This is a genomic window from Burkholderia sp. Ac-20379 (assembly GCF_017104645.1).
GTDB lineage: Bacteria > Pseudomonadota > Gammaproteobacteria > Burkholderiales > Burkholderiaceae > Burkholderia.
Genome location: NZ_JAAGPF010000093.1, coordinates 1 through 25,036 on the forward strand (window position 1 = coordinate 1; position 25,036 = coordinate 25,036).

Genomic DNA, 25,036 nt, shown 5'->3' on the forward strand with positions numbered 1-25,036 from the left:
TGGTCAGCGGCGTGTGCGGCGCGAACGGATCGCGCTCGACCAGATACGGGTAATCGGTTTCGCTGACCCACGGCAGCGAATCGAGCGGCAGCCGGTAGCCCATCGGCGAATCGCCGGGGAACAGGTACATGCGCTCGTCGCGGAAGAACCAGGGGCCGGTTTCCCAGCGCGGGCCGGCCAGCTCGGGCGACTGCGGCAGCGCCTTGAGCGGCAGCACGTAGCCGATCACGGTGTCGAGCTTCTGCTCGAACACCTTGCGCAGCCGCGCGCGTTCGAGCTCGTCGTCGAGGCGCGAGTCGAACGGATCGACGTTGACCGGCAGGCGGCGCTCGCGCCACAGGTAATACCAGGTGTCCTCGAAGCCGGGGCGGATGTGCTCGGTGCTCAGGCCGAGCCGCTCGGCCAGCGCGCGGATGAAGCGGTGCGCATCTTCGGTGGTGTAGGCGGACGGCTCGCGCTCGTCGGCGAACAGCGACGGATCCTGCCAAACGGGCTCGCCGTCCTTGCGCCAGAACACCGACAGCGCCCAGCGCGGCAGTTGCTCGCCCGGATACCACTTGCCCTGGCCGAAATGCAGGAAGCCGCCCTCGCCGTACTCGGCGCGCAGCTTCTGCACCAGCGAGGTGGCGTAGCCGCGCTTGGTCGGCCCGAGCGCATCGGTGTTCCACTCGGCGCCGTCGCGGTCGTCGATCGACACGAAGGTCGGCTCGCCGCCCTGCGTCAGGCGCACGTCGCCGGCCTGCAGCGCGGCGTCCACGTCCGCGCCCAGTTCGAGCACGTCGGCCCATTGCGTATCGGTGTACGGCTTGGTCACGCGCGGCGATTCGTAGATCCGCGTCACGGCCATCTCGTGCTCGAACTCCACCTCGCACTCGTCGATCAGGCCGTCGACCGGCGCGGCGCTCGAGGGCTGCGGCGTGCAGGCGAGCGGAATGTGCCCTTCGCCGGCCAGCAGGCCCGAGGTCGGATCGAAGCCGATCCAGCCCGCGCCCGGCAGATAGACCTCGCACCAGGCGTGCAGGTCGGTGAAATCGACCTCGGTGCCGCTCGGGCCGTCGAGCGATTTGACGTCGGGCGTCAGTTGGATCAGGTAGCCGGACACGAAACGCGCGGCCAGCCCCAGGTGGCGGCACAGCTGCACCAGCAGCCAGCCGGTGTCGCGGCACGAGCCGGACGCCAGCGTCAGCGTTTCCTCGGGCGTCTGCACGCCCGGCTCCATGCGCACCAGGTAGCGCACGTCCTTCTGCAGTTGCTGGTTCAGCGCGACCAGGAAATCGATCGTGCCCTGCGGCTTGCGATCGACCGTGGCCAGGTAATCGCGGAACACCGGCGCGGCGCTGGCGGCCGGATCGCAGACCAGGTAAGGCGCGAGTTCGTCGCGCAGCGCGGCATCGTAGGCAAACGGAAACTGATCCGCGTACTCCTCGAGAAAGAAGTCGAACGGGTTGTAGACGGACATCTCCGCCACGAGGTCGATCGTGATCTCGAAGCCGCGCGTGCGCTCCGGGAACACCAGGCGGCCCATGTAGTTGGCGAACGGATCCTGCTGCCAGTTGACGAAATGCTGCGCCGGCTCGACCTTCATCGAGTACGACAGGATCGGCGTCCGGCAATGCGGCGCGGGGCGCAGCCGCACGATTTGCGGGCCGAGTCCGACGAGGCGGTCGTAGCGGTAACGGGTGGTGTGGTGAAGCGCGACGTGGATGGACATGTCAGGGTCGGTCGGTTCGGTTCAGGTCGGGACGACAGGCGCTGCGTTCGGGATGGACGGTTCGGGCGGGGCGCACGCGGGCGCCCCGGCGGGTCGGGACAGGCAATGACGGGCCGGCGGGCGGCCGTGACGGGCTCCGGTCAACACGCGTAATCGGGGGAACGGCGGCCTCACACCAGTTCGGGCGACTGCACCACGCTGATCTCCACGGCCGACGTGCTGGCGCCGATGCCGGTGACCGAGCGCGCGTCGCGGTAATCGAGGCCGCTGGCCAGGCGCACGTAGCGCTCGTCCGGGCAGCGGTTCATGAACGGATCGAAGCCGACCCAGCCGAGCCCTTCGACGTAGGCCTCGGCCCAGGCATGGCCGGACGGCGGATAGGTCGTCACGGTGCCCTGCTGCAGGCGGCCCTGCGGCTCGGCCGATTGCTCGGCCAGATGGCGGATGCCGTCGGCGTCCATCTGCATGCGCTGCGATTGCTGCGCGCCGCCGCTGGCCTGCATGGTTTCGGCCATCCGTTGCAGCGCGCCGTCGGTCAGCAGGTAGCCGTTCACGTAGCGCGCCGGGATCTTCAGCGCGCGCGCCGCCGCGATGAACGCATGCGCGTGGTCGCGGCTGGTGCCCTCGCCGGCTTCGAGCGCGGTTTCGGCGTCGCCGTCGCTGTCGGCCAGTTCCGGCGCGTAGCGGATCTGCGCGTGCACCTCGCTCATCAGCCAGTGCAGCGCGTCGAGGCTGCGGTGTTCGAGCGGCAGCGCCTCGGCGATCGCGCGCACGCGCTCGCCGGCCTGCGTGTAATCGGTGGCGCGTTCGAAGATCCACGGCGCGGCGTAATCGTCGGCGCTGCCGACGATGCCCGCGCGATCCTGGGTTTCGATCACGCCGGCGGCCACCACGGTCACTTCGGGCTTGTCGCCGCGGTCGTGGCGCACCAGATCGATCCGGTTGCCGAGGCCATCCACATAGCCGACCGTCGGCTCCACGCCGTCGATCGTCACCTGCCAGGCGCGCACCGTCTGCCCGGGGCCGCCGGGCGGACGCAGGCGCAGACGTTGCAGGGCATGCGTGGCGTTTTCATCGAACCGGAAACGCGTGATATGGCGAATGGCAAGTCGCATGGCAGCTCTCTCAGTCGAAGTTGTAGGCTTGGGCGATTTCCGCGCCGAGATTGTTGTTCCGGCCGATGAAATCGGTCAGGAACTCGTGCAGCCCACTCTTGAAGATCCGCTCGACCGAATTGTCGGACAGCATCTGCAGGATTTTGGCGGCGCTTTCGTGACATTCGTGCGTGACGCCGTAATCTTTCGCGAGCCGGTTCAGGCTCGACATCACGCGGCCGGAGCAATAGCGCAGCGAACGCGGCATCCGGCCATTGAGGATCAGGTAATCGGCGATGTTGATCGGCTTGTACTGCACGTCGTACACCCAGCGGTACGAGCGGTGCGCCGCCACCGAGCGCAGGATCGATTCCCATTGGTAGGTATCGATCATGGTGCCCACGTGCGACACCGACGGCAGCAGCAGGTGGTACTTCACGTCGAGGATCCGCGCCGTGTTGTCGGCGCGCTCGATGAACGCGCCGATCTCCGCGAAATCGAAGATCTCGTTGCGCAGCATGGTGCTGTAGAAGCTGCCGAGGATCAGCGCCGTTTCGCGCTTGATGTGGTCGAGGATCGCCGGCAGCGCGCTCGAATTGAACGGCCGCGCCAGCAGGCGCTTCAGCGATTGCCAGGCGTCGTTGACGGTTTCCCACAGCTCGCGCGTGATCGCCGTGCGCACCATGCGCGCGTTCGAGCGCGCGAATTCGATGCACGACAGCACGCTCGACGGGTTGTCACGATCGCGCAGCAGGTAATCGGCCACGGTGTCGACCGTGTATTCGTCGTACTTTTGCCGGAATCCGTCGTCGGCGCCCGAGCTCACCAGCACCGACGACCATTCGGCCGGCGCGTCCGAGGTGCGCGTGAGGGCCATCCGCAGGCCCGCGTCGACGATCCGCGCGGTGTTTTCCGCGCGTTCGATATACCGGTACATCCAATAGAGACCGCTTGCAGTCCGTCCAAGAAGCATGTCCTGTCGCTCCGATCGTTATTGCCTTGGCGCGCGGCTCGATGGGTCGAGCGCCGCGCGCACCGGGTTGTCGTGCTGGCCGTCTCAGTCGGCCAGCACCCAGGTGTCCTTGGTGCCGCCGCCCTGGCTCGAGTTGACGACCAGCGAGCCTTCCTTGAGCGCGACGCGCGTCAGGCCGCCCGGCGTGATGCGGATCCGGTCCGACACCAGCACGAACGGGCGCAGATCGACGTGGCGCGGCGCGAGGCCCTTCTCGGTCAGGATCGGCGTGGTCGACAGCGCGAGCGTGGGCTGCGCGATGTAGTTGCTCGGCCGGGCGCGCAGCTTGGCCGAGAAGGTTTCGCGCTCCTCGCGCGTGGAGGCCGGGCCGACCAGCATCCCGTAGCCACCCGAGCCGTGCACTTCCTTGACCACCAGTTCCTCCAGGTGCTCGAGCACGTACTTGAGGCTGTCGGCCTCGCCGCAGCGCCAGGTCGGCACGTTCTCCAGCAGCGCCTTGCGGCCGGTGTAGAACTCGACGATCTCGGGCATGTAGGAGTAGATCGCCTTGTCGTCGGCGATACCGGTGCCGGGCGCGTTGGCGATGGTGATGTTGCCGGCGCGGTAAACATCCATGATGCCGGGCACGCCGAGCACCGAATCGGGGCGGAACGTGAGCGGATCGAGGAACGCGTCGTCGAGGCGGCGGTACAGCACGTCGATCGGCCGGAAGCCTTCCGTGGTGCGCATCGCCACGCGGCCGTCGATCACCTGCAGATCGCTGCCCTCCACGAGATGCACGCCCATCTGGTCGGCCAGGAACGCGTGCTCGTAGAACGCCGAGTTGTGGATGCCCGGCGTCAGCACCGCCACCGTGGGGTTGTCGGCGTTGCCGCCCGGCGGGCAGACCGCCGCCAGCGACTGGCGCAGCAGCTGCGGATAGGTTTCCACGGGCCGCACCTTGACGCGCTGGAACAGCTCCGGGAACAGCTGCATCATCGTTTCGCGGTTTTCGAGCATGTACGACACGCCGGACGGCGTGCGCGCGTTGTCCTCGAGCACGTAGAACTGGTTCTCGGCGGTGCGCACGATGTCGACGCCGATGATGTGCGTGTAGACGTTGCCCGGCGGCCGGAAGCCGATCATCTCGGGCAGGAACGCCTCGTTGTGCGCGATCAGGTGCTTCGGCACGATGCCGGCGCGGACGATTTCCTGACGGTGATAGATGTCGTCGAGAAAGGCGTTGAGCGCCATCACGCGCTGCTCGATGCCTTGCGAGAGCCGCGTCCACTCCTGGCCGGAGATGATGCGCGGCACGATGTCGAACGGGATCAGCCGCTCGGCGGCCTCGGCGTCGCCGTAAACGGCGAACGTGATGCCCGTGCGGCGGAACACGCCCTCGGCGTCGTGCGCTTTCTGCGCGAGGCTCGCAGGATCCTGCGTGTCGAGCCATTGCTTGAGGCGCTCGTAAGGCGCGCGCACCGAGTCGCCGGATAACAACATTTCATCGAATGGCTTCATTCAGGATTTCTCTCCATCTCATTCTTGTGTTCGGCATCGGCTGCCGGACCGGCGTTACCGTCAGGAGCAATTCCCGTGCCTCCTGCCAGACCGATTCCGCAGCCGATATGGCACCGTTTGATGACATTGCGCACCGCGCCGGTGCGCGCCGGAGCGCCGTGCGCGACGCGATGCGCCGCGGCGAAGCACGCGCCGGCCGGGCATCTCGCGGATCGCGCACGGGGCCGGGCGGGATGCGCCGACGCTGTGCATTGAAGCCGTCGATGATCATGCACCGCTTTCGCCAACTTGCCTATCGGCGCGCACGGGTATCGATCGCATTCCGAACGGAGCACAGGCCCGCGTGACAAGGCGATGACGGCTGATCGATTGCGCGCGCAACCAAGCGGAATCGGATCGGAATGCAGCGATTGCGTCGCGGAAGCGGAGAAATCGACGGAGCGGCCGGCAAGACACGACGAGGCACGGCGATTTTCCCGAATAACCGGCGCCGAGCGCGGCCGGATCGATACCGGCCGAGGTGAGCGTGATGGTGCCGACGTCTAATCACAAATGAGAATCATTTGCATTTAATCGCGATTTGTTCGATCATTCGTCCATCGACTCAACGGATCGAACACCATGACCGCCCTTCTTTCTCCGGCGGCGCCGCATGACGGCGTCGTCGACGCCCCCGCCGATGCCCTGGCCAACCTGCTCGGCCGCCAGTCCTGCTGGCCGCTCGCCGAGCCGGGGCCGAGCGACCGCGAACTCGACGCGATCTTCGACGCCGCGCTGCGCGCCCCCGATCACGGCAACCTGAAGCCGTGGCGCTTCGTGCTGATCCGCGGCGAGGCGCGCCGCGCGCTCGGCGAAGTGTTCGTGCGGCTCGCCGACGCCCGCGAACCGGGCGCGCCGGCCGGCGCCAACGCTCACCGCGCGAACAAGCCGCTGGCCGCGCCGGTGCTGATCGCGATCGCCGCCTCGCTCGTCCAGCATCGCAAGGTGCCCGAAACCGAACAACTGCTGGCCGTGGGCGCCGCGGCGATGAACCTGCTCAACGCCGTCCACCAGCTCGGCTACGGCGGCTTCTGGTCGTCGGGCATCGATTCGCGCGAGGCGGTGCTGCACGACGCGCTCGGCTTCGCGCCGAACGAGCAGTTGCTCGGCTTCATCTACGTGGGCACGCCCGCCGCCGATGCACCCGCCACCGTGCGCCCCGCGCGCGCGGCGTTCGTGCGCGAATGGCGCCCGCAAGCCGAGGCGAACCCGGGCCGCAAGCCCGCCGCAGGCTGACACGCCCGCCTGCTTGAGGCGCGCCCCTCGCGGCGCGCCCCGACCGCGGCCCGCCCTGCCGGCTTGCCGCCCACCCGAACCTTTTTGACGCCCCTGGAGGTGCCATGAGTGACACGCGACTTGGCGCGGGCCGCCCATCCCTGTACGACGACCCGCTCGCGGGCGACCCCGATACCGCCGAACGCGTCGTGCTGACGGCCGTGCGAACCTGGCTGCATCCCGATTGCGGCGGCAACCGCCAGGCGCGCCTCGCCTACACCTGGCGCGACGTGCTGGTGGAAGCCGGCGTGCGCGCCGACGGCCTCGACCACTTCGACATGATGATGAACACGCTGGCCTGCTCGTCGCAGCGCCCGCTCGACATGCGCTGCCGCTGCGCGCAGGACCTGGCCTACGACGAGGCGTCGCTGCTGCAGGCCATCGCGCATCTGCAATCGACGCGCGGCGAAGCGGCGATCGGCGTGCTGAACGACTGGCTGCCCGCGTTCTCCATCAGCGGCGTGCTGAAGCTCACGCGCTGGTTCTCGATCGCGCTGCTCGACGCCGGGCTGGAGATCCGGGCGCGCGAACGGAACGTGACGTACATGCATTGAGCGCGCCGGCGCCGAACGCGCCGGTGCAACGTCGGCCGAACGCCACAATCGCCTGACGAAAGGCTGTCGATCGCCACGCGCTTCAGCAGACAACGCCCGCCTCGCATACCATGGCAGCCTTTTCACCGCTGTCTGGAGACGCTTCCGGTATGAACGACACCGCAACGGCAACCGCCGATACCCGCCACGCACTGCTGCGCGAACGCTACGGCGCCGCCTGGGCGCCGCAGGCCGATGCCGCCGACGGCGCCGTCAACGACGTGATCGCCACGCTGCTGCGCCATCGCACGGTGCGCACCTACGCCGATCGCGCGCTGCCCGCCGACCTCCTCGAAACGATCGCGGCCGCCGCGCAATCGGCGCCGACCTCGTCGAACCTGCAGGCGTGGAGCGTGGTGGCCGTGCGCGACACCGAGCGCAAGGCGCGCCTGGCCGCCTGCGCCGGCAATCAGAAACACGTCGCCAAGGCGCCGCTGGTGCTGGTGTTCATCGCCGATCTGTCGCGCCTGCGCCGCGTGTCGGAACAGGAACAGATGCCGGGCGCCGGCCTCGGCTACCTCGAAGCGTTCGTGATGGCCGTGGCCGACGCCGCGTTCGCCGCGCAGAACACCGTGGTGGCGCTCGAATCGCTCGGCCTCGGCTGCTGCTATATCGGCGGCATGCGCAACCAGCCCGAAGCGGTCGCGCAGGAACTGGGGCTGCCGCCCGAGTCGTTCGCCGTGTTCGGCCTGACGATCGGCTATCCCGATCCGGCGGTCGACACCGACGTCAAGCCGCGCCTGCCCGCGCCGCTGGTCGTGCACGAGGAGCGCTACGCGGCCGAATCGACCGAGCAGCTGAACGGCTACAACGCGTCGATGGAAGCGTTCCAGCGCATGCAGCAGATGACGGAATCGGGATGGACCGGGCAGGCGTCGCGCCGCGTGCGCGGGCCGGAAGCGCTGTCGGGCCGGGATCGGCTCGCCGAGGCGCTGGCCGCGCTGGGCTTCGGTCTGAAGTAAAAACCGGGCGGGAAAACGGAACGGGCGGGCCCGCATCGCGCGGCCCGCCCGTTTTTCAATACCGCTCAGGCGAACGGATCAGTCCGGCTGGCCGTCGTCGCCGCAGCACTTCTTGTGCTTCTTGCCGCTGCCGCACGGGCACGGATCGTTGCGGCCGACCTTCGGCGCGTCGCGCTGGATGGTCTGCGCGAGCAGGCGCTCCTGCGTCGGGCCGCGGTGCGGCAGCCAGAATTCGTAGATCTTCACGACCGCCGGGGGCACCTGCTCCGAAAGGCGCTCGCGCTCGGCCGGTTCGTCGAGCAGCGCGCGTTCGTCGTCGTCGAGGTCGTCGCTGCCGAGCAGGCGCAGCGGGCGCAGCATGGCTTCGGCGTCGGCGTGGTCGATCAGCAGTTGCCAATCGTCCCAGCGCAGGCCCATGCCCTGGAAGAAGCCGTTCGCCCAGGCTTCGGCGTCGATGAACTCGTGCGAGCCGTTCTCGTCGTCCACCTCGTTGACGCTGAACAGCGGCGCGATCGTCGACGGATCCGTTTCGAACGTCTGCAGGATCGCGTTGTAGTGCCGCATCATCAGGTTGAAGACGTGCTCGGCCTGCTCGTAATTGGCGAAATCGGGGGCGTCGTCCTCGCTCGGGCCCCAGACGTCGGCCAGCCAATCCGTGGGGGCGATCGTGGTGGGGCCGATCGCGATCGCGGTCAGGTAACCGTCGAGCATCTCGATCGTCATGGTGTTCTCCGACATGATGTCGGACATCAGGAACTGGTCGAGTTCGTCGAGGGTCTTGTCGTCGGTGTGGGTCATTTCTGTGCCGCGCCGCGCGAGCGCGAACGATTCGCGAGCGCACGGCGGATAGGGAAAACCGGCATTCTACCGCCGCGCGCCGGCGGCGCAATGACGATTCAGCGGCGAGGCGCCTCGCCCGCCGCCGGCGGCCAGGCGCGCGGCGCGTTGACCAGCGTGACGATCACGTAGCTCATGATGGTCAGCATGAACCAGGCGACCAGCTTGGCGGGCGGCACGAGCCGCCAGCCGTCGTGCTGCCCCGGGTACAGCCAGGCCTGGCTGTACGTGCCGACGTTCTCGGCCAGCCAGATGAACAGCGCGATCAGCAGGAAGCCGAGCAACATCGGCATGCGGTGATAGCGGCGGCTCACGCGGTAATACACGTGGCAGCGCCGGAACGCCACGGCCACCAGCGCGATCAGCACGTAACGCAGGTCGATCCAGTAGTGATGCGTGAAGAAATTCGCGTAGATCGCCACCGACAGCCCGGCCGTGACCGGCAGCGACGGGTGCCCGGTGAAGCGCAGGTCGAATTCGCGCACCGCCCGCGCCAGATAGCTGCCCACCGACGCATACATGAAGCCCGTGAACAGCGGCACGCCGCCGATCCGCAGTACCGCGTATTCGGGATACACCCACGAGCCCACGGCCGTCTTGAACACCTCCATCGCCGTGCCGGCCACGTGGAACAGCAGGATCACCTTGACCTCGTCCCAGGTTTCGAGCCGCAGTGCGATCAGCGCGATCTGGATCGCCACGGCGGAGAGCGTCAGCATGTCGTAACGCGACAGCGCGGCGTCGCGCGGGTAGACGTAATGCGTGGCGATCAGCAGCGCCACCATCAACCCGCCGAACAGGCACACCCAGGCTTGCCGGAAGCCGAACACCAGGAACGTGTGCAGGCCCTGCGCCGGGCCGCCGCGCAGGCGCGTGAACGCCGTCACGCGCGCGGCCAGCGCCTCGATCGCGGCATCGGCGCGCGAACGTACCGCCACGGCGGGCGGGTTGGCGGTCATCGGGCCACCTGCATCGCACGTTTCGATGGCACGCCGATGACGGCGCCGCATGATTGCCCCGGTCGATTCATTTTCACCACGTTCTCTCGTCGTTATGGGTCGTTCCGCGGATGTGCGCCTGCGTCGCCGTCGGCCCCGCGATGTGCGAATGCGCGGCAGTATATCGGCCGATTTACCGGTTCGGTCATTCGCCGGTCAAATCGTTCGGGCAGGAACACGGCTCGAACGCCAGGCAGGGCTGGACGAAACGCCCCGGATCGGAGAAAATCGCGCCATTCGTCGTTCTCGCCGCGACATTGCGTCGCGATGCATGCCCAGCTTGCCGGGTACGCGGCGAAGCCCACGCGGCAAGGCTTTCCGGCCTGCCCAGCCTGCCTCCCCCGCCTTCGGCGCCCGGCCTGACGGCCCGCTCCGAGACACAGGCCGCCCCGAAATCGGGACAGATAGAAAATCCCGATCCCGGTCATTGAAACAAGCAATTTCCCATCGCACGGCCGAGTCGTCATACTTGCATTTCCTGATCACCACCCGATCACCTTTTCACTCAAAGGAAATAGCAAATGCCGATCATCAACAGCAAGCTCCAACCGTTCAAGGCAAACGCATACCACAAAGGCGATTTCGTCACGGTCAGCGATGAAGACCTGAAGGGCAAGTGGTCGGTCTTCGTGTTCTACCCGGCAGACTTCACGTTTGTGTGCCCGACGGAACTGGGCGACCTGGCCGATCGTTACGCAGAATTCCAAAAGCTGGGCGTCGAAATCTACGGCGTGTCGACCGACACGCACTTCACGCACAAGGCATGGCACGACACGTCGGAAACGATCGGCAAGATCGAATACCCGCTGGTCGGCGACCCGACGCTGACGCTGGCACGCGCATTCGACGTGCTGATCGAAGAAGAAGGCCTGGCACTGCGCGGCACGTTCGTGATCAACCCGGAAGGCGAAATCAAGATCGCCGAAATCCACGACAACGGCATCGGCCGTGACGCTGGCGAACTGCTCCGCAAGGTGCAAGCCGCTCAGTACGTCGCATCGCACCCGGGCGAAGTGTGCCCCGCCAAGTGGACGCCGGGCGCAGAAACGCTGACCCCGTCGCTCGACCTGGTCGGCAAGATCTAAGTTTCAAGCAGCAAGCAGGTACCGAGCGCCGCCTGGCGCTCGATCGTGCGGCCCCTACCCGGGTCGCACGTCTCCCCCGCCCCAGGCGAAGTGCCAAAAACATTACGGAATACGAAATATCATGCTCGACGCCAATCTCAAGACCCAGCTCAAGTCGTACCTCGAAAAGCTTACCCGTCCGATCGAACTCGTCGCCTCGCTCGACGATGGCGCGAAGTCGCAGGAGCTGATCGCGCTGCTGAACGAGATCGGCGAACTGTCGCCGCGCGTGAGCGTCATCGAACGCCGCGACGATTCCGAGCGCAAGCCCTCGTTCACGATCGGCGAACCGGGCAAGGCCACCGGCATCCGCTTCGCCGGCATCCCGATGGGCCATGAATTCACCTCGCTCGTGCTCGCGTTGCTGCAGGTCGGCGGCCACCCGCTGAAGCTCGACGAGTCGACGATCGAACAGATCCGCAACCTCGAAGGCGATTTCTCCTTCGAGACGTATTTCTCGCTGTCGTGCCAGAACTGCCCGGAAGTCGTGCAGGCGCTGAACGTGATGGCCTTGCTGAACCCGCGCATCCGCCACGTGGCGATCGACGGCGCGCTGTTCCAGGATGAAGTCGACCAGCGCCAGGTGATGGCCGTGCCGACCATGTTCCTGAACGGCGAAAGCTTCGGCCAGGGCCGCAGCAGCGTGAAGGAAATTCTCGCCAAGATCGACAAGGGCGCAGGCGCCCGCGCCGCCAAGGAACTGGCCACCAAGGAAGCGTTCGACGTGCTGATCGTCGGCGGCGGCCCGGCCGGCGCCGCGGCGGCGATCTACTCGGCGCGCAAGGGCATCCGCACCGGCGTGGTGGCGGAACGCTTCGGCGGCCAGGTGCTCGACACGATGGCGATCGAGAACTTCATCTCGGTGCAGGAAACGGAAGGGCCGAAGTTCGCGGTGGCGCTCGAACAGCACGTCAAGCAATACGACGTCGACGTGATGGACGTGCAGCGCGCGACCAAGCTCGTGCCGGGCGCGCTCAACGAGATCCATCTCGAGAACGGCGCGGTGCTGAAGGCCAAGACGATCGTGCTGTCGACCGGCGCACGCTGGCGCGAACTGAACGTGCCGGGCGAACGCGAATACCGCAACAAGGGCGTGGCCTACTGCCCGCACTGCGACGGCCCACTGTTCAAGGGCAAGCGCGTGGCCGTGGTCGGCGGCGGCAACTCGGGTGTCGAGGCCGCGATCGATCTGGCCGGTATCGTCCGCGAAGTGACGCTGATCGAATTCGGCGACACGCTGCGTGCCGACGACGTGCTGCAACGCAAGCTGCGCAGCCTCAAGAACGTGACCGTGATCACCAGCGCACAAACCACCGAACTGACCGGCGACGGCCAGAAGCTGAACGGCATCGTCTACCTCGAGCGCAAGAGCGGCGAAACCAAGCGCATCGAACTCGAAGGCGTGTTCGTGCAGATCGGCCTGGTGCCGAACACCGAATGGCTGAAGGGCTCGATCGAGCTGTCGCGCCATGGCGAGATCGTGGTCGATGCGCGCGGTGCGACGTCGATCCCGGGCGTGTTCGCGGCAGGCGACGTGACCACGGTGCCGTACAAGCAGATCGTGATCGCGGTCGGCGAAGGCGCCAAGGCTTCGCTGTCGGCCTTCGACTACCTGATTCGTCAGGATGTCGAACCGGCGGCCGCCGCCAAGCCGGCGGAAACCGTCGCCGCCTGACCGTCGCGGAACGCCACAACGGTTCTACCCTTCGCCCTCGCCCGTCATGCCCCCCATGCGGCGAGGGCGTTTTTTCCAGGCCCGCCGTTCCGGCGGGTTTTGCTTTTGACGGCGTGCATCGCATGCGGCACCGGCTTGACGCCGTCTCGCGCCTGCGTCATTCTCGGCATCATGAACGCATCGCGCCAACTCGCCACCACACGCACCACGACCGCCTTCGGCGGGTCGTGAGGTCGGCGCGCAGCCATTCATTCCTGCCTGTTGTTCCCCAAGGCCCCGCCAGCGCTGCGGGGCTTCGTCGTTTCTGGACGTGCGTTCCCCGCCTCGCCGGCATTCGATGGAGATGCCAACGATGTCCGACCGACTTGACCGCCCTTATCCCGCTCGCGCCCTGCTGATCGTCGACATGCAGCACGGCCTGTTTCATGGCGCCGACGCGCCGTACGAAGGCGAGCGCCTGCTCGCGAACCTGCAGACGTTGATCGCGCGCGCCCGCGAGGCCGGCGCGCTGATCCTCGCCGCGCGCCACGTGGGCGCGCCCGGCACGCCGCTCGCACCGGACAGCGCGCTGGTGCGCCTGCTGCCCGAGCTCGGCCTCGATCCGCAACGCGACATCGTGTTCGACAAGCAACGCCCGAACTGCTTTTCCGGCACCGCGCTCGCCGCGCAACTGGCCGAGGCCGGCGTGCGCGAGCTCGCGATCGCCGGCATGAAAACGCAGTATTGCGTCGACACGACCTGCCGCGCCGCGCCCGAGCACGGCATCCGCCCGGTGCTGGTGGCCGACGCGCACAGCTGCATGGACACGCCCGTGCTGCCGGCCGCGGCCATCGTCGCGCATCACAACCTGACGCTCGCCGGGCCGTTCGCCGACGTGCTCGCCACGCACGACTGCCATTTCTGAACGATGCGCTTGCGCCGCGCGCCGCACCGCAACACGGCGCGCGGCGCAAGTGCTACGCTACGCGCGACGATGCATCCGCATTGCCTTCCCCGATGACTCAGGTTCCACCATGTTGCGTGCCGGCCTTTCCGAATTGACGGCGTTCGTTGCGATCGCCGAGCAGCGCAGTTTCCGGGCCGCCGCACTCGCACTGGCCGTCTCGCCGTCGGCGCTCAGCCACTCGATGCGCAGCCTCGAAGCGCGGCTCGGCGTGCGCCTGTTCAACCGCACCACGCGCTCGGTCGCGCTGACCGAAGCCGGCGAGCAGTTGCTGCGCCGCGTCGGCCCGGCGCTCAGCGATCTCGAAAACGCCGTGGACGACGTCGCCACCGCGCAGAATCGCCCGGCCGGCTCGGTGCGCATCAGTGCTTCGGAGTCCTCCACGCGGCTGCTGATCCGCCACGTGCTGCCCGATTTCCTGCTGCGCTATCCCGACATCCATGTGGAGTTCGTCACCGACACGCGGCTCATCGACATCGTCGGGGAAGGCTTCGACGCCGGCATCCGCGTGCTCGACGACGTGCCGCGCGACATGATCGCCGTGCGCTTCGGGCCGGAGATGCGCTTCATCGCCGTGGCCTCGCCGGCCTATCTCGCGCGCCATCCCGCGCCCGAGCGCCCGGCCGACCTGATGCAGCACCGCTGCATCCGCTTCCGTTTCGAGAGCGGCGCAATGTACCGCTGGGATTTTCAGTCGAACGGCAAGACCAGCAGCCTCGACGTGAGCGGCCCGATGACGCTCGGCAACCTCAATTCGATGATCGAGGCGGCGCTGGCCGGCATCGGCGTGGCCTGGGTGCCCGAGAGCCACGTGATAGAGCACCTGGCCGACGGCCGGCTGGTGGCGCTGCTGCGCGAATGGAGCGTGGCGATGCCGGGGCTGGCGCTGTACTACCCGGCCAACCGGCATCCGCCCGCGCCGTTGCGGCTGTTCGTGCAGGCGGTGCGCGACTGGGTATCCGGGGAGACGCCCGACAAGGCGTGAGTGATCGGTGACGATACGGCGCGAAGGCCGCATCGTTGCGCGCGCAACCTCATGTCGCGCGCGACGCACGCGCCGTCACGGCGCGACGAAGAACAACCAGACCACGCAGATCATCGACGCGAACCACACGAGCGAGCGCAGCGACGCCCAGTTCGCGACATAGCAGATCCCGTGCAGCACGCGCGCGACGACGAACGCCGTGGCCAGTTGATCGACGCGCACCACGTTCGCGCCGTTGTGCCAGGCCACCACCAGCGCCGCCGTGAACAGCGCGAGCGCCTCGAGCGCATTCTGATGCGCGCAGAACGCGCGGCCGCGCCAGCCTTCGAGCTTCGCCAGATAGGCGCGCGGCGCGGCGTTGTCGTAACCCTGGCGCGCCTTCGCGCACACGGTCCATACGAACGGCAGCAGCACCACGATCAACAGGCAAGTCTGCGAAGCGATCATTCCGGGTCTCCATTATTGACATCGAACAATGACAAGATCCGGCGCAGCTTAGCATCGGCGCGGGCGCGCGCCGTACAGAAAAACTAGACGGGTTCCTCTGCCGCACTGCACGATCGGCGCGCCGCGCCCGAGCCCGCGAAGCGGCCCCGGCGCGGCGGCCGACGCCGTTCAGCCTTCGAGCGCCGCTTCCTCGAAGTCGATCAGCACCTTCATCGCGCGGCGGCGGTCGCCGGCCAGCGCGAACGCCTCGTTGGCCTCGCGCGCCGGGAACACGCGCGTGATGGCCGGCGCGAGATCGACGCGGCCCTCGTTGATCAACTGCACGGCCAGCGCGAATTCCGAATGGAAGCGGAACGAACCGCAGATCGTCAGCTCCTTGGCCACCACCACGTTCTGCGGAATCGCCACGTCGCCGCCGAGGCCGAGCTGCACCACCACGCCGCGCGGGCGCAGCGCATCAAGCCCGTCGCGCAGCGCACGCTCGTTGCCCGAACACTCGATCATCACGTCGAACGTGCCCTTGTCGGCCGAGAACGCCTGGGTCCATTCGGGATCGGCTGCGACGTTGATGGTGCGATCGGCGCCGAGCGCCTTCGCCACGGTGAGCGGCTCGTCCACCACGTCGGTGGCCACCACCTCGCGCGCGCCGTGCGCCTTCGCGGCGGCCACGGCCAGCGCGCCGATCGGCCCGCAGCCGGACACCAGCACGCGCCGCCCGATCAGCGGGCCGGCGCGCGACACGGCGTGCAGCCCCACCGCGAACGGCTCGGCCATCGCGGCCAGCGTGAACGGCACGTGATCGGCCACCTTCACGCACTGCACGGCGTCGCACACCAGCGCGCCGCGGAACGCGCCCTGAATGTGCGGCATGCGCATCGCGCTGCCGTAGAAGCGCATGTCGAGGCACTGGTTCGGCAGCCCTTCGAGGCAAAACTTGCACTTGCCGCACGGGCGGCTCGGGTTGACGGCCACGCGGTCACCCACGCGCACGTCGGTCACGCCCTCGCCCACCTCGACCACCGTGCCGGCCACTTCATGGCCGAGCACCATCGGCTGCTGCAGGCGGATCGCGCCGAAGCCGCCGTGGCGGAAATAATGCAGGTCGGAGCCGCAAATGCCGCCCATCGCAACCTGCACGCGCACCTGGCCCGCGCCCGGCGTTTCGACTTCGCCCGCCTCGTAACGCAGATCGTTCGGCGCGTGTATGACGAGACACATGCAACGCAGTCTCATGATGTTTTCTCCTCCTGCTTCGGGTTCCTGAAGGATAACGTGCGCGGCGCTCAAACCGTGCTCGTCAGCCCGCCGTCGACGAACAGCGTCTGGCCGTTGATGAAATCGGCCGCCGGCGAGGCGAGAAACACCGCCGCGCCGCACAGCTCGTCGACGCGGCCCCAGCGGCCCGCCGGCGTGCGCTTGCAGATCCAGTCGTTGAACGCCGGATCGTCGACCAGCGCCTGATTCAGTTCGGTCGCGAAGTAGCCCGGCGCGAGGCCGTTGGCCTGGATGCCGTGGCGCGCCCAGTCGGCGCACATGCCCTTGGTCAGCATCCGCAGCGCGCCCTTCGAGGCCGCATACGGCGCGATCGAGGGCCGCGCGAGCTCGCTCTGCACCGAGCAGATGTTGACGATCTTGCCGTGGCCGCGCGCGATCATGTGGCGCGCCACCGCGCGCGACACGATGAACGCGCCGTCGAGATTGACGCGCATCAGCGTGTGCCAATCGTCGTCCGAGAACTGCTCGAGCGGCGCACGGCGCTGGATGCCGGCGTTGTTGACGAGGATGTCGATCGGGCCGACCTCGGCCTCGAACGCGTCGATCGCGGCCGTGGCCTGCGCCGAATCGGTCACGTCGAACACCGCGGGCGCGGCGTCGAAGCCCTGCTCGCGGAACGTGGCGGCCAGCGCGGCCGCCTTCTCGGGATTGCGATCGTTGATCGCGATGCTGGCGCCGGCTTCGGCGAGGCCGCGCGCGAGCGCCAGGCCGATGCCGCGTCCCGACCCGGTCACGAGCGCGCGGCGCCCGTCGAGCCGGAACAGGCGATTGACGTCTCCCATGCCTTGTCTCCGTGTCTGTCGTGTGCACGCCGCGCGCGGCCGGGAATCGGCGCGCTGCGGCGGCGCGCCCAGTAAACAGCATGCCGCCGGCCCGCGCCAATGCTGTTTGCTGATGGCGTCATCACGAATCGTGATCGAAGCGGCAACACCCAGCGCGAAGGGCCGGCGACGCGACGCGCCAGCCGGCCCTTCGGCCGATGCCGCGCGACGATCAGCCGTCGCGGAACAGGTAGCTGTAGGCGCTCAGCGCCGGCACGCCGCCCAGGTGCGCATACAGCACCTTCGAGCCGGCCGGGAACTCGCCGAGCCGCACTTTCTCGATCATGCCGTGCATCGATTTTCCTTCGTACACCGGATCGGTCAGCATGCCCTCGAACTTCGCCGACAGGCGGATCGCCTCGAGCGTGCCCTCGCTCGGCAGGCCGTATTCGGGGCCGCCGAAACGCTCGTCGAGCACCACGTCGGCATCCGCGATGTCGCGGCCCAGTTCGACGCGATCGGCCGTGCCGAGCGCGATGCGCAGGATCTGCTCGCGCGTCTGCGCCGGCTTGGCCGAGGCGTCGATGCCGATCACGCGATCGGCGCGCCCGTCGGCCGCGAAGCCCACCACCATGCCGGCCTGCGTGCTGCCCGTGACCGAGCACACCACGATGTAGTCGAAGCGGAAGCCCAGTTCGGCCTCCTGCGCGCGCACTTCCTCGGCGAAGCCCACGAAACCGAGGCCGCCGAGCGGGTGCTCCGAGCAGCCGGCCGGAATCGGATACGGCTTGCCGCCGTTGGCGCGCACGTCGGCCATCGCCTCTTCCCAGCTCTTGCGGATACCGATGTCGAAGCCGTCCGGCACCAGCCGCACGTCGGCGCCCATCATGCGCGACATCTGGATATTGCCGACCCGGTCGTACACGGCGTCGCTGTAGTTGACCCAGTTCTCCTGCACCAGCACGCACTTCATGCCGAGATGCGCGGCCACCGCCGCCACCTGACGCGTCTGGTTCGACTGCACGCCGCCGATCGACACCAGCGTGTCCGCGCCCTGCGCGATCGCGTCGGGAATCAGGTATTCGAGCTTGCGGGTCTTGTTGCCGCCGAACGCGAGGCCGCTGTTGCAGTCCTCCCGCTTCGCGTACAGCTCGACCTTGCCGCCCAGATGCGCGCTGAGCCGCTTGAGCGGCTGGATCGGCGTCGGGCCGAAGGTAAGCGGGTAACGCGGGAATTTCTGAAGGTTCATGCTGCGCTCCTTGGACGATGGATTCGAATCGAAACGACCCGACCATCGTAGAAGCGATCGAACGAACCAGGGTTGCGAATAAATTGTCGATTTCCGATGTTTGAAAAACAGATGGATAATCAGGCGGAATTTCATTAGGAAAATTCGCCCATGTGCGCAACAAAACGAATATCCAAAACTGCGTCGGCCGCGAGCGCCATGGCCGCGGCGGCGGGCGCCGAACTGGACCGCACCGACCGCGCGATCCTGCGCGCGCTGCAGAAGGATGCGTCGGTCTCGAACGTCGCGCTGGCCGCGCGCGTGAACCTGAGCCCGCCCGCCTGCCTGCGGCGCGTCGAGAAGCTGAAGGAAGCGGGTTTGATCCGCGGCGTGGTGGCCTTGCTGGAGCCGAAGGCGCTCAACGCCGGCATGCTGGTGATGATCGGCGTGGTGCTCGACCGCTCCACGCCCGAATCGTTCGCCGCGTTCGAGAAGGCCGCGCAGAAGGTGTCGGGCTGCATGGAGTGCCACGTCGTGACCGGCGAGTTCGACGCGTTCATGCTGGTGCGCACGCGCGACAGCGATACGTTCAACCGGCTGCACGCCGAGCAGTTGCTCTATCTGCCCGGCGTCCGGCAGATCCGTACGTTCGTGGTGCTGAAGGAAATCCTGTCGACCACGCAGTTTCCGGTCTGACGCCGCGATGACAACACGATGACTCGCGGCCGGTATTTACGATTGAAAGCAGATTGAATGCTGTTTTAAATGGATGGTTACAAACCGTTGCACCTGAAATAAGCCTGCTTCGTATCATCGAACTCGTTCGGCAACGAACCCGGATCAGGCAAGCCGATCGACGACGTCGGCTGCACGTGCACCGCGTATCCGGCACCACAACCACACATTCCGTTCAGGACACATCCATGAAAACGCTGCTCGCTTCGGCCCTGGCCGTGACGCTCGCCCTCCTCGTGACGAACGCGGAAGCCCGCCCGCACAAGGTTTGCCATTTCGATCACCACCATCACCGCAGCTGCCACTGGGTGCACTAAGCGTTTCGGCGCCCCATGAAAAACGCCAGGCGCGGATCGCTCCGCGCCTGGCGTTTTGTTTTGCACCGCCCGGCATCGCATGCCCGGCCGGCAGGTGGTTCGATCAGAACACCGGATGCCCGCTGATCACGCTCGGCAGCCAGGTCGAGAAGAACGGCCAGTAGGTCACGATGTTGATCGCGCTGAAGATCGCCAGGTAGTACGGCCAGGCCGTCTTGGTCGTCTCGCCGATCGACACCTCCCCGATCGCGCAGCCCACGAACTGCACCGAGCCGATCGGCGGATGCACGAGGCCCAGCGAGCAGTTCAGCAGCAGCATGATCCCGAACTGCACCGGGCCCACGCCGCACGCCATCGCGATCGGCAGGAACAGCGGCGTGGTGATCAGGATGTGCGCGGCCATGTCCACGAACGTGCCGAGGAACACCTGCAGGATGTTGATGTACAGCAGCATCAGCCACGGCTGCGCGTTCGATTGCAGCAGCAGGTGCTCGATCGAATCGGGAATTTCCAGGTACGACATCTGGAAGCGCAGCATGTTCGACACGGCGATCAGCAGCAGCACCACGCCGGTCGTGCGCGCGGCGTGCGACAGCGCGCGCATCAGCTTCTTCATCGTCAGCGTGCGGTAGATGAAGATCGTCAGCACCAGCGAATACACCACCGCGATCGCGGCCGCCTCGGTGGCCGTTGCAATACCCTTGGCCACGCACACCAGAATGATCGCGATCACGCCGAGGCCCGGCAGCGCGCCGGCGAACGAACGCGCCACCGCATACCAGCCCGGGAATTTCTGCAGCGCGGTGGTGCCGTCGGCGCGGCGCGGGTAGCCGTAGCGGCGCGCCTGCCAGTAGGCGGCGAGCAGCACGAAGCCCATCACCCACAGCACCGGCAGCAGGCCCGAGAACAGCAGGTCGCCGATCGACACGCCGCTCACGCGCTGGCCGTTCAGCATGCCCACGATCCCCTGCGCGGCGAACGCGTAGATGATCATGTTGGTCGAGGTCGGCATCAGCGCGCCGGCCAGCGAAGCATGGGTCGTCACGTTCACGGCGTACGCGGCGCTGTAGCCTTCGCGCTTCATCAGCGGAATCACCACGCCGCCCATCGCCGAGGTATCGGCGGTCGGCGAACCGGACACGCCGCCGAACAGCGTGCAGGCCACCACGTTGGCCATGCCGAGACCGCCGCGGAAGTGGCCGACGATCGCCTGCGCGAACTTCAGGATGCGGTCGGCGATGCCGCCGTGCAGCATCAGCTCGCCGGAGAAGATGAAGAACGGCACCGCCAGGAACGAGAACGCGTTCATCCCGGAGATGACCGACTGCATCGCGGTCGCGATCGGCAGGCCCTCGGCGAGATAGGTCGCGACGCAGGCGAGCCCGAGCGCGAACGAGACGGGCACCCCGAGAAACAGCAGCAGCAGGAAGCTGATGGAAAGGATTGCGAGTTCCATGTTGGGTCAGGTTCGGTTGCGTTTGCGCAGCGCAAGCAGGTGCTCGAGCGAGAACAGGATGATGGCCAGGCCGGCCGGCATCGGAATCATGTAGCGGACCGCTTCGGGCAGGCCGATGATCGGGATGCGATCGTCGAACGTGGTTTCCGCCATCTGATAGCAGCCGGCGATGATCGCCACGGCGAACGCCATCAGGCAGAGATGCTGGAAGCCGTGCACGGCCGTCTGCGCCTTCGGCGAGAGCCGGCGCACGAACGAATCGAGGCCGATGTGGCCGCCGTCGCGCACCTTCATCGCGGCGCCGAACATCGCGATCACGATCACCAGCAGCAGCGCGATCGGCTCGACGAAATCGGGAGCGTTGTTGAAGACGTAGCGCATCACCACGGCGTAGAACACCATGGCCGTCAGCACGACGAGGCTGGCCGACGCCACGACCGCGAGCGCCATGAACAGCACGTCGTTCGAGTGCTTGATGAACCTCATTGGGAACCTCTCGGAGCAGAAAACGCGGCCGGGCGAAGCCTCGCGCGGCCGTCGAGGCGCGGGCGCGGGCCGCTTCCCGCAGCCCGCGCGCCGGGTGTTACTTGACCTGCTGGATCTCGTCGACGATCTGCTTCATCATCGGAGTCTTCTCGTACTTGGTCCAGAGCGGCTGCATCGCCTTCACGAACGCGGCGCGGTCGATCTGCGCGGCCGGCACGATGGTCGCGCCGCCCTTCAGCACGGCCTTGCGCGCATCGGCTTCGCGCGCCGTCCACAGGTTCACGTAGTACGGCACGGAATCGGCGGCGGCCTTCTTGATCGCGGCCTGTTCCTGCGGGCTCAGCGTGTCCCACACCTTCTTCGAGAACACCAGCACTTCCGGCGTCATCGCGTGCTGCGTTTCCGAGAACACGTTCGCCACTTCGTAGTGCTTGGTTTCGTCGTACGACGGCAGGTTGTTTTCGGCCGCGTCCACCAGGCCCGTCTTCAGGCCCGTATAGACTTCCGAGAACGGCATCGGGGTCGGCACGCCGCCCATCGCCTTGATTTCGTCGACCATCAGATCCGACGGCTGCACGCGCACCTTGAGGCCCTTCATGTCGGCCGGCAACTTGACCGGGCGCTTCGCGTACATCGAGCGCGCGCCGCTTTCATAGAACGTCAGCGCGATCATGCCCTTGGCCTTGAACGCGTCGAGGATCTTCTGGCCTTCCGGGCCGTACATCACCTTGCGGAAGTGCTCGATGTCGCGGAACAGGAACGGGAACGACGGGATCATCGATTCCGGCACGATCTCGTTGAACGCGGCGCCGTTCGCGCGAACCATGTCGATCGCGCCGATCCGCACCTGGTCGACCGTTTCGTTTTCCGAACCGAGCGCGCTGTTGCCGTAGACCTTGATCGAATCCTTGCCGTCGGTCGCCTTCTTGATCTCGTCGCTCATGAACTTCACGGCCATGTTGGTCGGGAAGGTGTCGCTGTGGACGTCGGCCGAGCGGAACACGCGGGCTTCGGCGGACATCGTCGTGGCGGCGGCGAGCACCGCGACAGCGGCGGCGATGACGCGCGTGCGCGTGAAGATCGTTTTCATGGTCAAGTCTCCTCAGGGAATGTCGAGTATTGGTTTTGCCGTTCCGGGCAGGCGGCGTTCGCTGCGCGCTGCGATGCGTCGTGTCGTCCGATCACTGTCAAGGCAGCCACCCGCTGTCTCACGTCGTACAACTAGGAAGCGAGTCTATCGGGCCAGAACTACGCTTGTACACTTGGTGCATACCCGCAGAGGGATGCGGCGCCGAATCGGCCTCCGAGGCATGTTTCATAAAGGATTCAGTGACTTGCATCCAGAATTCCGCGCGCCCCGCGCGCCGCTTCCGGCCAACCGAGGGAAAACTCTTTCGTGATCCCGACCAATCGGACAGATGTCATTAGACAACTGATCATTGCGGGTTAACCGCGCTTCGTTTTTGCCGAAGCGCGATCGGGCGCCGGCAAACCTGCCCGCACAGGTTGATCGCGGTCGTCTTCGAATCAACCGTGATGTCCGAGCACCGGCTTACCGAATGCCTCGCCATCATTTCAATTTCCTTTCGTTCGCATGACGAAGCACGACGGGCCGTGCACGCATAGCTGCTATGCGGCGGGCGCAACGGGCGGCGCGCGGCCGTCGCCATAATCAGTTCCACGATGCGGCCCGGCGCCACCCGCACCCCGGCCCGCCTCGACGACATCCATAACGACATACGACAGGCGGCCAGCGCCTGCAGGAGACGATCGATCATGCAACCGTGGTACAGCACGATGGCGCCCGCCCAGCGCCGCACCTTCTGGGCATGCTTCCTGGGCTGGGTGCTCGACGCGATGGACGTGCAGTTCTTCGCGTTCGCGATCCCGACGCTGCTCGGCGCGTGGGGCATGACCAAGGCGCAGGCCGGCGTGATCGGCACCTCGGCGCTGGTGTCGTCGGCGATCGGCGGCGTGATCGCGGGCGTGCTGGCCGACCGCATCGGCCGCGTGCGCGTGCTGAAGCTGGCGATTCTGTGGTTCTCGTTGTTTACCGGTTTGTCGGCGTTCACCAACGGCTTCGAACAGTTGCTGTTCACGCGCAGCCTGCAGGGGCTCGGCTTCGGCGGCGAATGGGCCGCGGGCGCGATCCTGATCGGCGAGGTGGTCGACAAGCGCATTCGCGGCCGCGCGGTCGGCGCGGTGCAGAGCGGCTGGCCGGTCGGCTATGCGCTGGCCGCCCTCGCCTACTGGGCGCTGTTCAACGCGCTGCCGGAACATCTCGCGTGGCGCGTGCTGTTCCTGATCGGCATCCTGCCCGGCCTGCTGGTGCTCTGGATGCGCCGCAACGTCGACGAATCGGCCGCGTTCGAGGCAGCCGCCGCGCATCGCGCGCGCACCGGCATGCTGGAAACGTTCGCGCAGGTGTTCGCGCCCGGCGTGCTGCCGCGCACGCTGCTGGCCTCGCTGATGGCGGCCGGCGCGCTCGGCGGCAACTACACGATCCTGACCTGGCTCGTCACCTACCTGCGCCAGACGCAGAACCTGCCCGTCAACCTCGCCACGCTCTATCTGGTGGTGAACCTGCTCGGCTCGTTCTGCGGCTATATCGGCATGGCCTATCTGAGCGACGGCATCGGCCGCCGCGCCACGTTCGCGCTGTCGGCGGCGGGCGCGATCCTGACCGTGCTGGCCTACACGCTGCTGCACCTGCCGCCGCTCGCGCTGCTGCTGCTCGGCTTCCCGCTCGGGCTGTTCCAGTCGGGCATCGTCTCGGGCATGGGCGCCTGCTTCACCGAGCTGTTCCCGGCGCAGATCCGCGCCTCGGCGGGCGGCTTCTCGTACAACTTCGGCCGCGGCATCGGCTCGCTGGTGCCGGCCGCGGTCGGCTTCACGAGCGCCGCCGCGGGCCTCGCCGAATCGATCGGCATGTGGGCCGCCGCGTCCTACGTGCTCGTCCTCATCGCCGCGGTGTTCCTGCCGGAAACCCGCAACAAGGAGCTTGAAACCCATGTCTGACCTCAACCAGCCGCGCAACGGCGGCCGCCTGCTCGTCGACGCGCTGGTGCGCAACGGCGCCGACACCGTCTACTGCGTGCCCGGCGAAAGCTATCTGCCGGTGCTCGACGCGCTGTACGACACGCCCGGCATCGCCACCATCACCACGCGCCACGAAGGCGCGGCGTCGAACATGGCCGACGCGTACGGCAAGCTCACCGGCCGCCCCGGCATCTGCTTCGTGACGCGCGGCCCCGGCGCGACGCATGCGAGCAACGGCGTGCACACAGCGAACGAGGATTCCACGCCGATGCTGCTGTTCATCGGCCAGATCGAGGGCGGCCTCGCGGGGCGCGGCGCGTTCCAGGAAGTGGATTACGGCCGCATGTTCGGCGGGCTCGCCAAATGGGTGGTGGAGATCGACCGCATCGAGCGGATTCCGGAGATCGTCGCGCGCGCGTTCAGCGTGGCGATGTCGGGCCGGCCGGGGCCGGTGGTGATCGCGTTGCCCGAGCAGGTGCTGTTCAACGCGCCCGAGGCCGACGTGGCCGACGCGCCGCCGGTGCGCATCGCGCGCGCCGCGCCCGAAGCGTCGGCGATGGCGGAGCTGCGCGAGCGGCTCGAG

The 25,036-nt window shown here is 67.3% G+C and carries 25 protein-coding genes; 11 read left to right on the top strand and 14 right to left on the bottom strand.

All coding sequences use genetic code 11. The features are described from left to right. The 4 genes from G3N92_RS14540 to G3N92_RS14555 form a co-directional block, all read right to left on the bottom strand. Positions 1 to 1,711, bottom strand: a 1,711-nt coding sequence (locus tag G3N92_RS14540; RefSeq protein ID WP_206128229.1) for a transglutaminase family protein, incomplete at its 3' end; no start/stop codon positions are given. Positions 1,712 to 1,881: 170 nt separating this feature from the next. Beyond that, entirely contained in the window at positions 1,882 to 2,826 is a 945-nt protein-coding gene (locus G3N92_RS14545; RefSeq protein ID WP_206128230.1) for a transglutaminase family protein, read from the bottom strand. A 10-nt stretch (positions 2,827 to 2,836) separates the two neighbouring features. Continuing rightward, positions 2,837 to 3,778: an alpha-E domain-containing protein gene (locus tag G3N92_RS14550; RefSeq protein ID WP_206128231.1), complete on the bottom strand. Its 942-nt coding sequence runs from the start codon at positions 3,776 to 3,778 to the stop codon at positions 2,837 to 2,839. Between the two features lie 84 nt (positions 3,779 to 3,862). After that, positions 3,863 to 5,278 carry a circularly permuted type 2 ATP-grasp protein gene (locus tag G3N92_RS14555; RefSeq protein WP_206128232.1) on the bottom strand — a complete coding sequence of 472 codons (1,416 nt, stop codon included), beginning with the start codon at positions 5,276 to 5,278 and terminating at the stop codon, positions 3,863 to 3,865. A gap of 621 nt (positions 5,279 to 5,899) precedes the next feature. Between G3N92_RS14555 and G3N92_RS14560 the strand changes: the two genes are divergently transcribed. The 3 genes from G3N92_RS14560 (at position 5,900) to G3N92_RS14570 (ending at position 8,147) form a co-directional block, all read left to right on the top strand. Further along, complete coding sequence (locus G3N92_RS14560) at positions 5,900 to 6,553, top strand: nitroreductase (RefSeq protein WP_206128233.1); 654 nt, start codon at positions 5,900 to 5,902, stop codon at positions 6,551 to 6,553. Between the two features lie 104 nt (positions 6,554 to 6,657). Further along, entirely contained in the window at positions 6,658 to 7,146 is a 489-nt protein-coding gene (locus G3N92_RS14565; protein ID WP_206128234.1) for a hypothetical protein, read from the top strand. 149 nt (positions 7,147 to 7,295) lie between these two features. After that, on the top strand, positions 7,296 to 8,147 hold the full coding sequence (locus tag G3N92_RS14570; RefSeq protein WP_206128235.1) for an NADPH-dependent oxidoreductase: 852 nt from the start codon (positions 7,296 to 7,298) through the stop codon (positions 8,145 to 8,147). Positions 8,148 to 8,225: 78 nt separating this feature from the next. On the opposite strand, the gene G3N92_RS14575 is transcribed toward G3N92_RS14570, so the two are convergent. Together G3N92_RS14575 and G3N92_RS14580 are read right to left on the bottom strand one after the other, a co-directional pair. After that, positions 8,226 to 8,945 (bottom strand): UPF0149 family protein, encoded by a 720-nt coding sequence (locus G3N92_RS14575; protein WP_206128236.1) that lies wholly within the window; start codon positions 8,943 to 8,945, stop codon positions 8,226 to 8,228. A 98-nt stretch (positions 8,946 to 9,043) separates the two neighbouring features. Continuing rightward, positions 9,044 to 9,943: a DUF817 domain-containing protein gene (locus G3N92_RS14580; protein ID WP_206128237.1), complete on the bottom strand. Its 900-nt coding sequence runs from the start codon at positions 9,941 to 9,943 to the stop codon at positions 9,044 to 9,046. A 560-nt stretch (positions 9,944 to 10,503) separates the two neighbouring features. Between G3N92_RS14580 and ahpC the strand changes: the two genes are divergently transcribed. The 4 genes from ahpC (at position 10,504) to G3N92_RS14600 (ending at position 14,709) form a co-directional block, all read left to right on the top strand. Continuing rightward, complete coding sequence (gene ahpC, locus G3N92_RS14585) at positions 10,504 to 11,067, top strand: alkyl hydroperoxide reductase subunit C (RefSeq protein WP_206128238.1); 564 nt, start codon at positions 10,504 to 10,506, stop codon at positions 11,065 to 11,067. 121 nt (positions 11,068 to 11,188) lie between these two features. Then, the gene (gene ahpF / locus G3N92_RS14590; protein WP_206128239.1) at positions 11,189 to 12,781 is read left to right on the top strand and encodes an alkyl hydroperoxide reductase subunit F; all 1,593 of its coding nucleotides are present in this window, start codon (positions 11,189 to 11,191) and stop codon (positions 12,779 to 12,781) included. A gap of 352 nt (positions 12,782 to 13,133) precedes the next feature. Next, entirely contained in the window at positions 13,134 to 13,685 is a 552-nt protein-coding gene (locus G3N92_RS14595) for an isochorismatase family protein (protein ID WP_206128240.1), read from the top strand. Positions 13,686 to 13,794: 109 nt separating this feature from the next. After that, a complete protein-coding gene (locus G3N92_RS14600; protein ID WP_206128241.1) occupies positions 13,795 to 14,709 on the top strand; it encodes a LysR family transcriptional regulator in 915 nt (304 codons plus the stop codon). Positions 14,710 to 14,784: 75 nt separating this feature from the next. Here G3N92_RS14600 and G3N92_RS14605 read toward each other — a convergent pair whose 3' ends face one another. From G3N92_RS14605 to G3N92_RS14620, 4 genes are all read right to left on the bottom strand, one after another. After that, complete coding sequence (locus G3N92_RS14605; protein WP_206128242.1) at positions 14,785 to 15,156, bottom strand: MAPEG family protein; 372 nt, start codon at positions 15,154 to 15,156, stop codon at positions 14,785 to 14,787. A 168-nt stretch (positions 15,157 to 15,324) separates the two neighbouring features. Continuing rightward, positions 15,325 to 16,389, bottom strand: a complete 1,065-nt coding sequence (locus G3N92_RS14610; RefSeq protein WP_206128243.1) for an L-idonate 5-dehydrogenase — start codon at positions 16,387 to 16,389, stop codon at positions 15,325 to 15,327. A 50-nt stretch (positions 16,390 to 16,439) separates the two neighbouring features. Then, positions 16,440 to 17,213, bottom strand: coding sequence for an SDR family NAD(P)-dependent oxidoreductase (locus G3N92_RS14615; RefSeq protein ID WP_206128244.1), 774 nt, complete (start codon positions 17,211 to 17,213; stop codon positions 16,440 to 16,442). Between the two features lie 211 nt (positions 17,214 to 17,424). Beyond that, positions 17,425 to 18,441: a 1-aminocyclopropane-1-carboxylate deaminase gene (locus G3N92_RS14620; RefSeq protein WP_206128245.1), complete on the bottom strand. Its 1,017-nt coding sequence runs from the start codon at positions 18,439 to 18,441 to the stop codon at positions 17,425 to 17,427. 150 nt (positions 18,442 to 18,591) lie between these two features. Between G3N92_RS14620 and G3N92_RS14625 the strand changes: the two genes are divergently transcribed. Both G3N92_RS14625 and G3N92_RS34940 read left to right on the top strand, forming a co-directional pair. After that, the gene (locus G3N92_RS14625) at positions 18,592 to 19,116 is read left to right on the top strand and encodes an Lrp/AsnC family transcriptional regulator (RefSeq protein WP_206128246.1); all 525 of its coding nucleotides are present in this window, start codon (positions 18,592 to 18,594) and stop codon (positions 19,114 to 19,116) included. A 227-nt stretch (positions 19,117 to 19,343) separates the two neighbouring features. Next, positions 19,344 to 19,472: an HHHH-motif protein gene (locus G3N92_RS34940; RefSeq protein WP_013690065.1), complete on the top strand. Its 129-nt coding sequence runs from the start codon at positions 19,344 to 19,346 to the stop codon at positions 19,470 to 19,472. Positions 19,473 to 19,575: 103 nt separating this feature from the next. Here the strand turns inward: G3N92_RS34940 and G3N92_RS14630 are convergent, their stop codons facing one another. The 4 genes from G3N92_RS14630 to G3N92_RS14645 all read right to left on the bottom strand — a co-directional run bounded on the left by G3N92_RS14630 (position 19,576) and on the right by G3N92_RS14645 (position 23,192). Further along, positions 19,576 to 20,928 carry a TRAP transporter large permease gene (locus G3N92_RS14630; RefSeq protein WP_206128247.1) on the bottom strand — a complete coding sequence of 451 codons (1,353 nt, stop codon included), beginning with the start codon at positions 20,926 to 20,928 and terminating at the stop codon, positions 19,576 to 19,578. A 6-nt stretch (positions 20,929 to 20,934) separates the two neighbouring features. Further along, positions 20,935 to 21,414, bottom strand: a complete 480-nt coding sequence (locus G3N92_RS14635) for a TRAP transporter small permease (RefSeq protein WP_206128248.1) — start codon at positions 21,412 to 21,414, stop codon at positions 20,935 to 20,937. A 97-nt stretch (positions 21,415 to 21,511) separates the two neighbouring features. After that, entirely contained in the window at positions 21,512 to 22,504 is a 993-nt protein-coding gene (locus G3N92_RS14640) for a TRAP transporter substrate-binding protein (RefSeq protein ID WP_206128249.1), read from the bottom strand. 346 nt (positions 22,505 to 22,850) lie between these two features. Beyond that, positions 22,851 to 23,192, bottom strand: coding sequence for a hypothetical protein (locus tag G3N92_RS14645; RefSeq protein ID WP_206128250.1), 342 nt, complete (start codon positions 23,190 to 23,192; stop codon positions 22,851 to 22,853). Between G3N92_RS14645 and G3N92_RS14650 the strand changes: the two genes are divergently transcribed. Both G3N92_RS14650 and G3N92_RS14655 read left to right on the top strand, forming a co-directional pair. Further along, positions 23,191 to 24,432 (top strand): MFS transporter, encoded by a 1,242-nt coding sequence (locus tag G3N92_RS14650; RefSeq protein ID WP_206128251.1) that lies wholly within the window; start codon positions 23,191 to 23,193, stop codon positions 24,430 to 24,432. The two genes, G3N92_RS14645 and G3N92_RS14650, sit on opposite strands and share 2 nt — an antisense overlap. Further along, positions 24,425 to 25,036, top strand: a 612-nt coding sequence (locus tag G3N92_RS14655; RefSeq protein ID WP_277396172.1) for a thiamine pyrophosphate-binding protein, incomplete at its 3' end; no start/stop codon positions are given. The genes G3N92_RS14650 and G3N92_RS14655, both read left to right, overlap by 8 nt.

Coding starts and splice junctions, on each gene's coding strand:
- G3N92_RS14630 (WP_206128247.1), bottom strand. CDS start 20,928: ATGGAACTCGCAATCCTTTCCATCAGCTTCCTGCTGCTGCTGTTTCTC.
- G3N92_RS14625 (WP_206128246.1), top strand. CDS start 18,592: ATGTGCGCAACAAAACGAATATCCAAAACTGCGTCGGCCGCGAGCGCC.
- G3N92_RS14575 (WP_206128236.1), bottom strand. CDS start 8,945: ATGACCCACACCGACGACAAGACCCTCGACGAACTCGACCAGTTCCTG.
- G3N92_RS14640 (WP_206128249.1), bottom strand. CDS start 22,504: ATGAAAACGATCTTCACGCGCACGCGCGTCATCGCCGCCGCTGTCGCG.
- G3N92_RS14615 (WP_206128244.1), bottom strand. CDS start 17,213: ATGGGAGACGTCAATCGCCTGTTCCGGCTCGACGGGCGCCGCGCGCTC.
- ahpF (WP_206128239.1), top strand. CDS start 11,189: ATGCTCGACGCCAATCTCAAGACCCAGCTCAAGTCGTACCTCGAAAAG.
- G3N92_RS14605 (WP_206128242.1), bottom strand. CDS start 15,156: ATGATCGCTTCGCAGACTTGCCTGTTGATCGTGGTGCTGCTGCCGTTC.
- G3N92_RS14650 (WP_206128251.1), top strand. CDS start 23,191: ATGCAACCGTGGTACAGCACGATGGCGCCCGCCCAGCGCCGCACCTTC.
- G3N92_RS14610 (WP_206128243.1), bottom strand. CDS start 16,389: ATGAGACTGCGTTGCATGTGTCTCGTCATACACGCGCCGAACGATCTG.
- G3N92_RS14555 (WP_206128232.1), bottom strand. CDS start 5,278: ATGAAGCCATTCGATGAAATGTTGTTATCCGGCGACTCGGTGCGCGCG.
- G3N92_RS14545 (WP_206128230.1), bottom strand. CDS start 2,826: ATGCGACTTGCCATTCGCCATATCACGCGTTTCCGGTTCGATGAAAAC.
- G3N92_RS14570 (WP_206128235.1), top strand. CDS start 7,296: ATGAACGACACCGCAACGGCAACCGCCGATACCCGCCACGCACTGCTG.
- G3N92_RS14620 (WP_206128245.1), bottom strand. CDS start 18,441: ATGAACCTTCAGAAATTCCCGCGTTACCCGCTTACCTTCGGCCCGACG.
- ahpC (WP_206128238.1), top strand. CDS start 10,504: ATGCCGATCATCAACAGCAAGCTCCAACCGTTCAAGGCAAACGCATAC.
- G3N92_RS14645 (WP_206128250.1), bottom strand. CDS start 23,192: ATGATCGATCGTCTCCTGCAGGCGCTGGCCGCCTGTCGTATGTCGTTA.
- G3N92_RS14595 (WP_206128240.1), top strand. CDS start 13,134: ATGTCCGACCGACTTGACCGCCCTTATCCCGCTCGCGCCCTGCTGATC.
- G3N92_RS34940 (WP_013690065.1), top strand. CDS start 19,344: ATGAAAACGCTGCTCGCTTCGGCCCTGGCCGTGACGCTCGCCCTCCTC.
- G3N92_RS14635 (WP_206128248.1), bottom strand. CDS start 21,414: ATGAGGTTCATCAAGCACTCGAACGACGTGCTGTTCATGGCGCTCGCG.
- G3N92_RS14600 (WP_206128241.1), top strand. CDS start 13,795: ATGTTGCGTGCCGGCCTTTCCGAATTGACGGCGTTCGTTGCGATCGCC.
- G3N92_RS14560 (WP_206128233.1), top strand. CDS start 5,900: ATGACCGCCCTTCTTTCTCCGGCGGCGCCGCATGACGGCGTCGTCGAC.
- G3N92_RS14550 (WP_206128231.1), bottom strand. CDS start 3,778: ATGCTTCTTGGACGGACTGCAAGCGGTCTCTATTGGATGTACCGGTAT.
- G3N92_RS14580 (WP_206128237.1), bottom strand. CDS start 9,943: ATGACCGCCAACCCGCCCGCCGTGGCGGTACGTTCGCGCGCCGATGCC.
- G3N92_RS14565 (WP_206128234.1), top strand. CDS start 6,658: ATGAGTGACACGCGACTTGGCGCGGGCCGCCCATCCCTGTACGACGAC.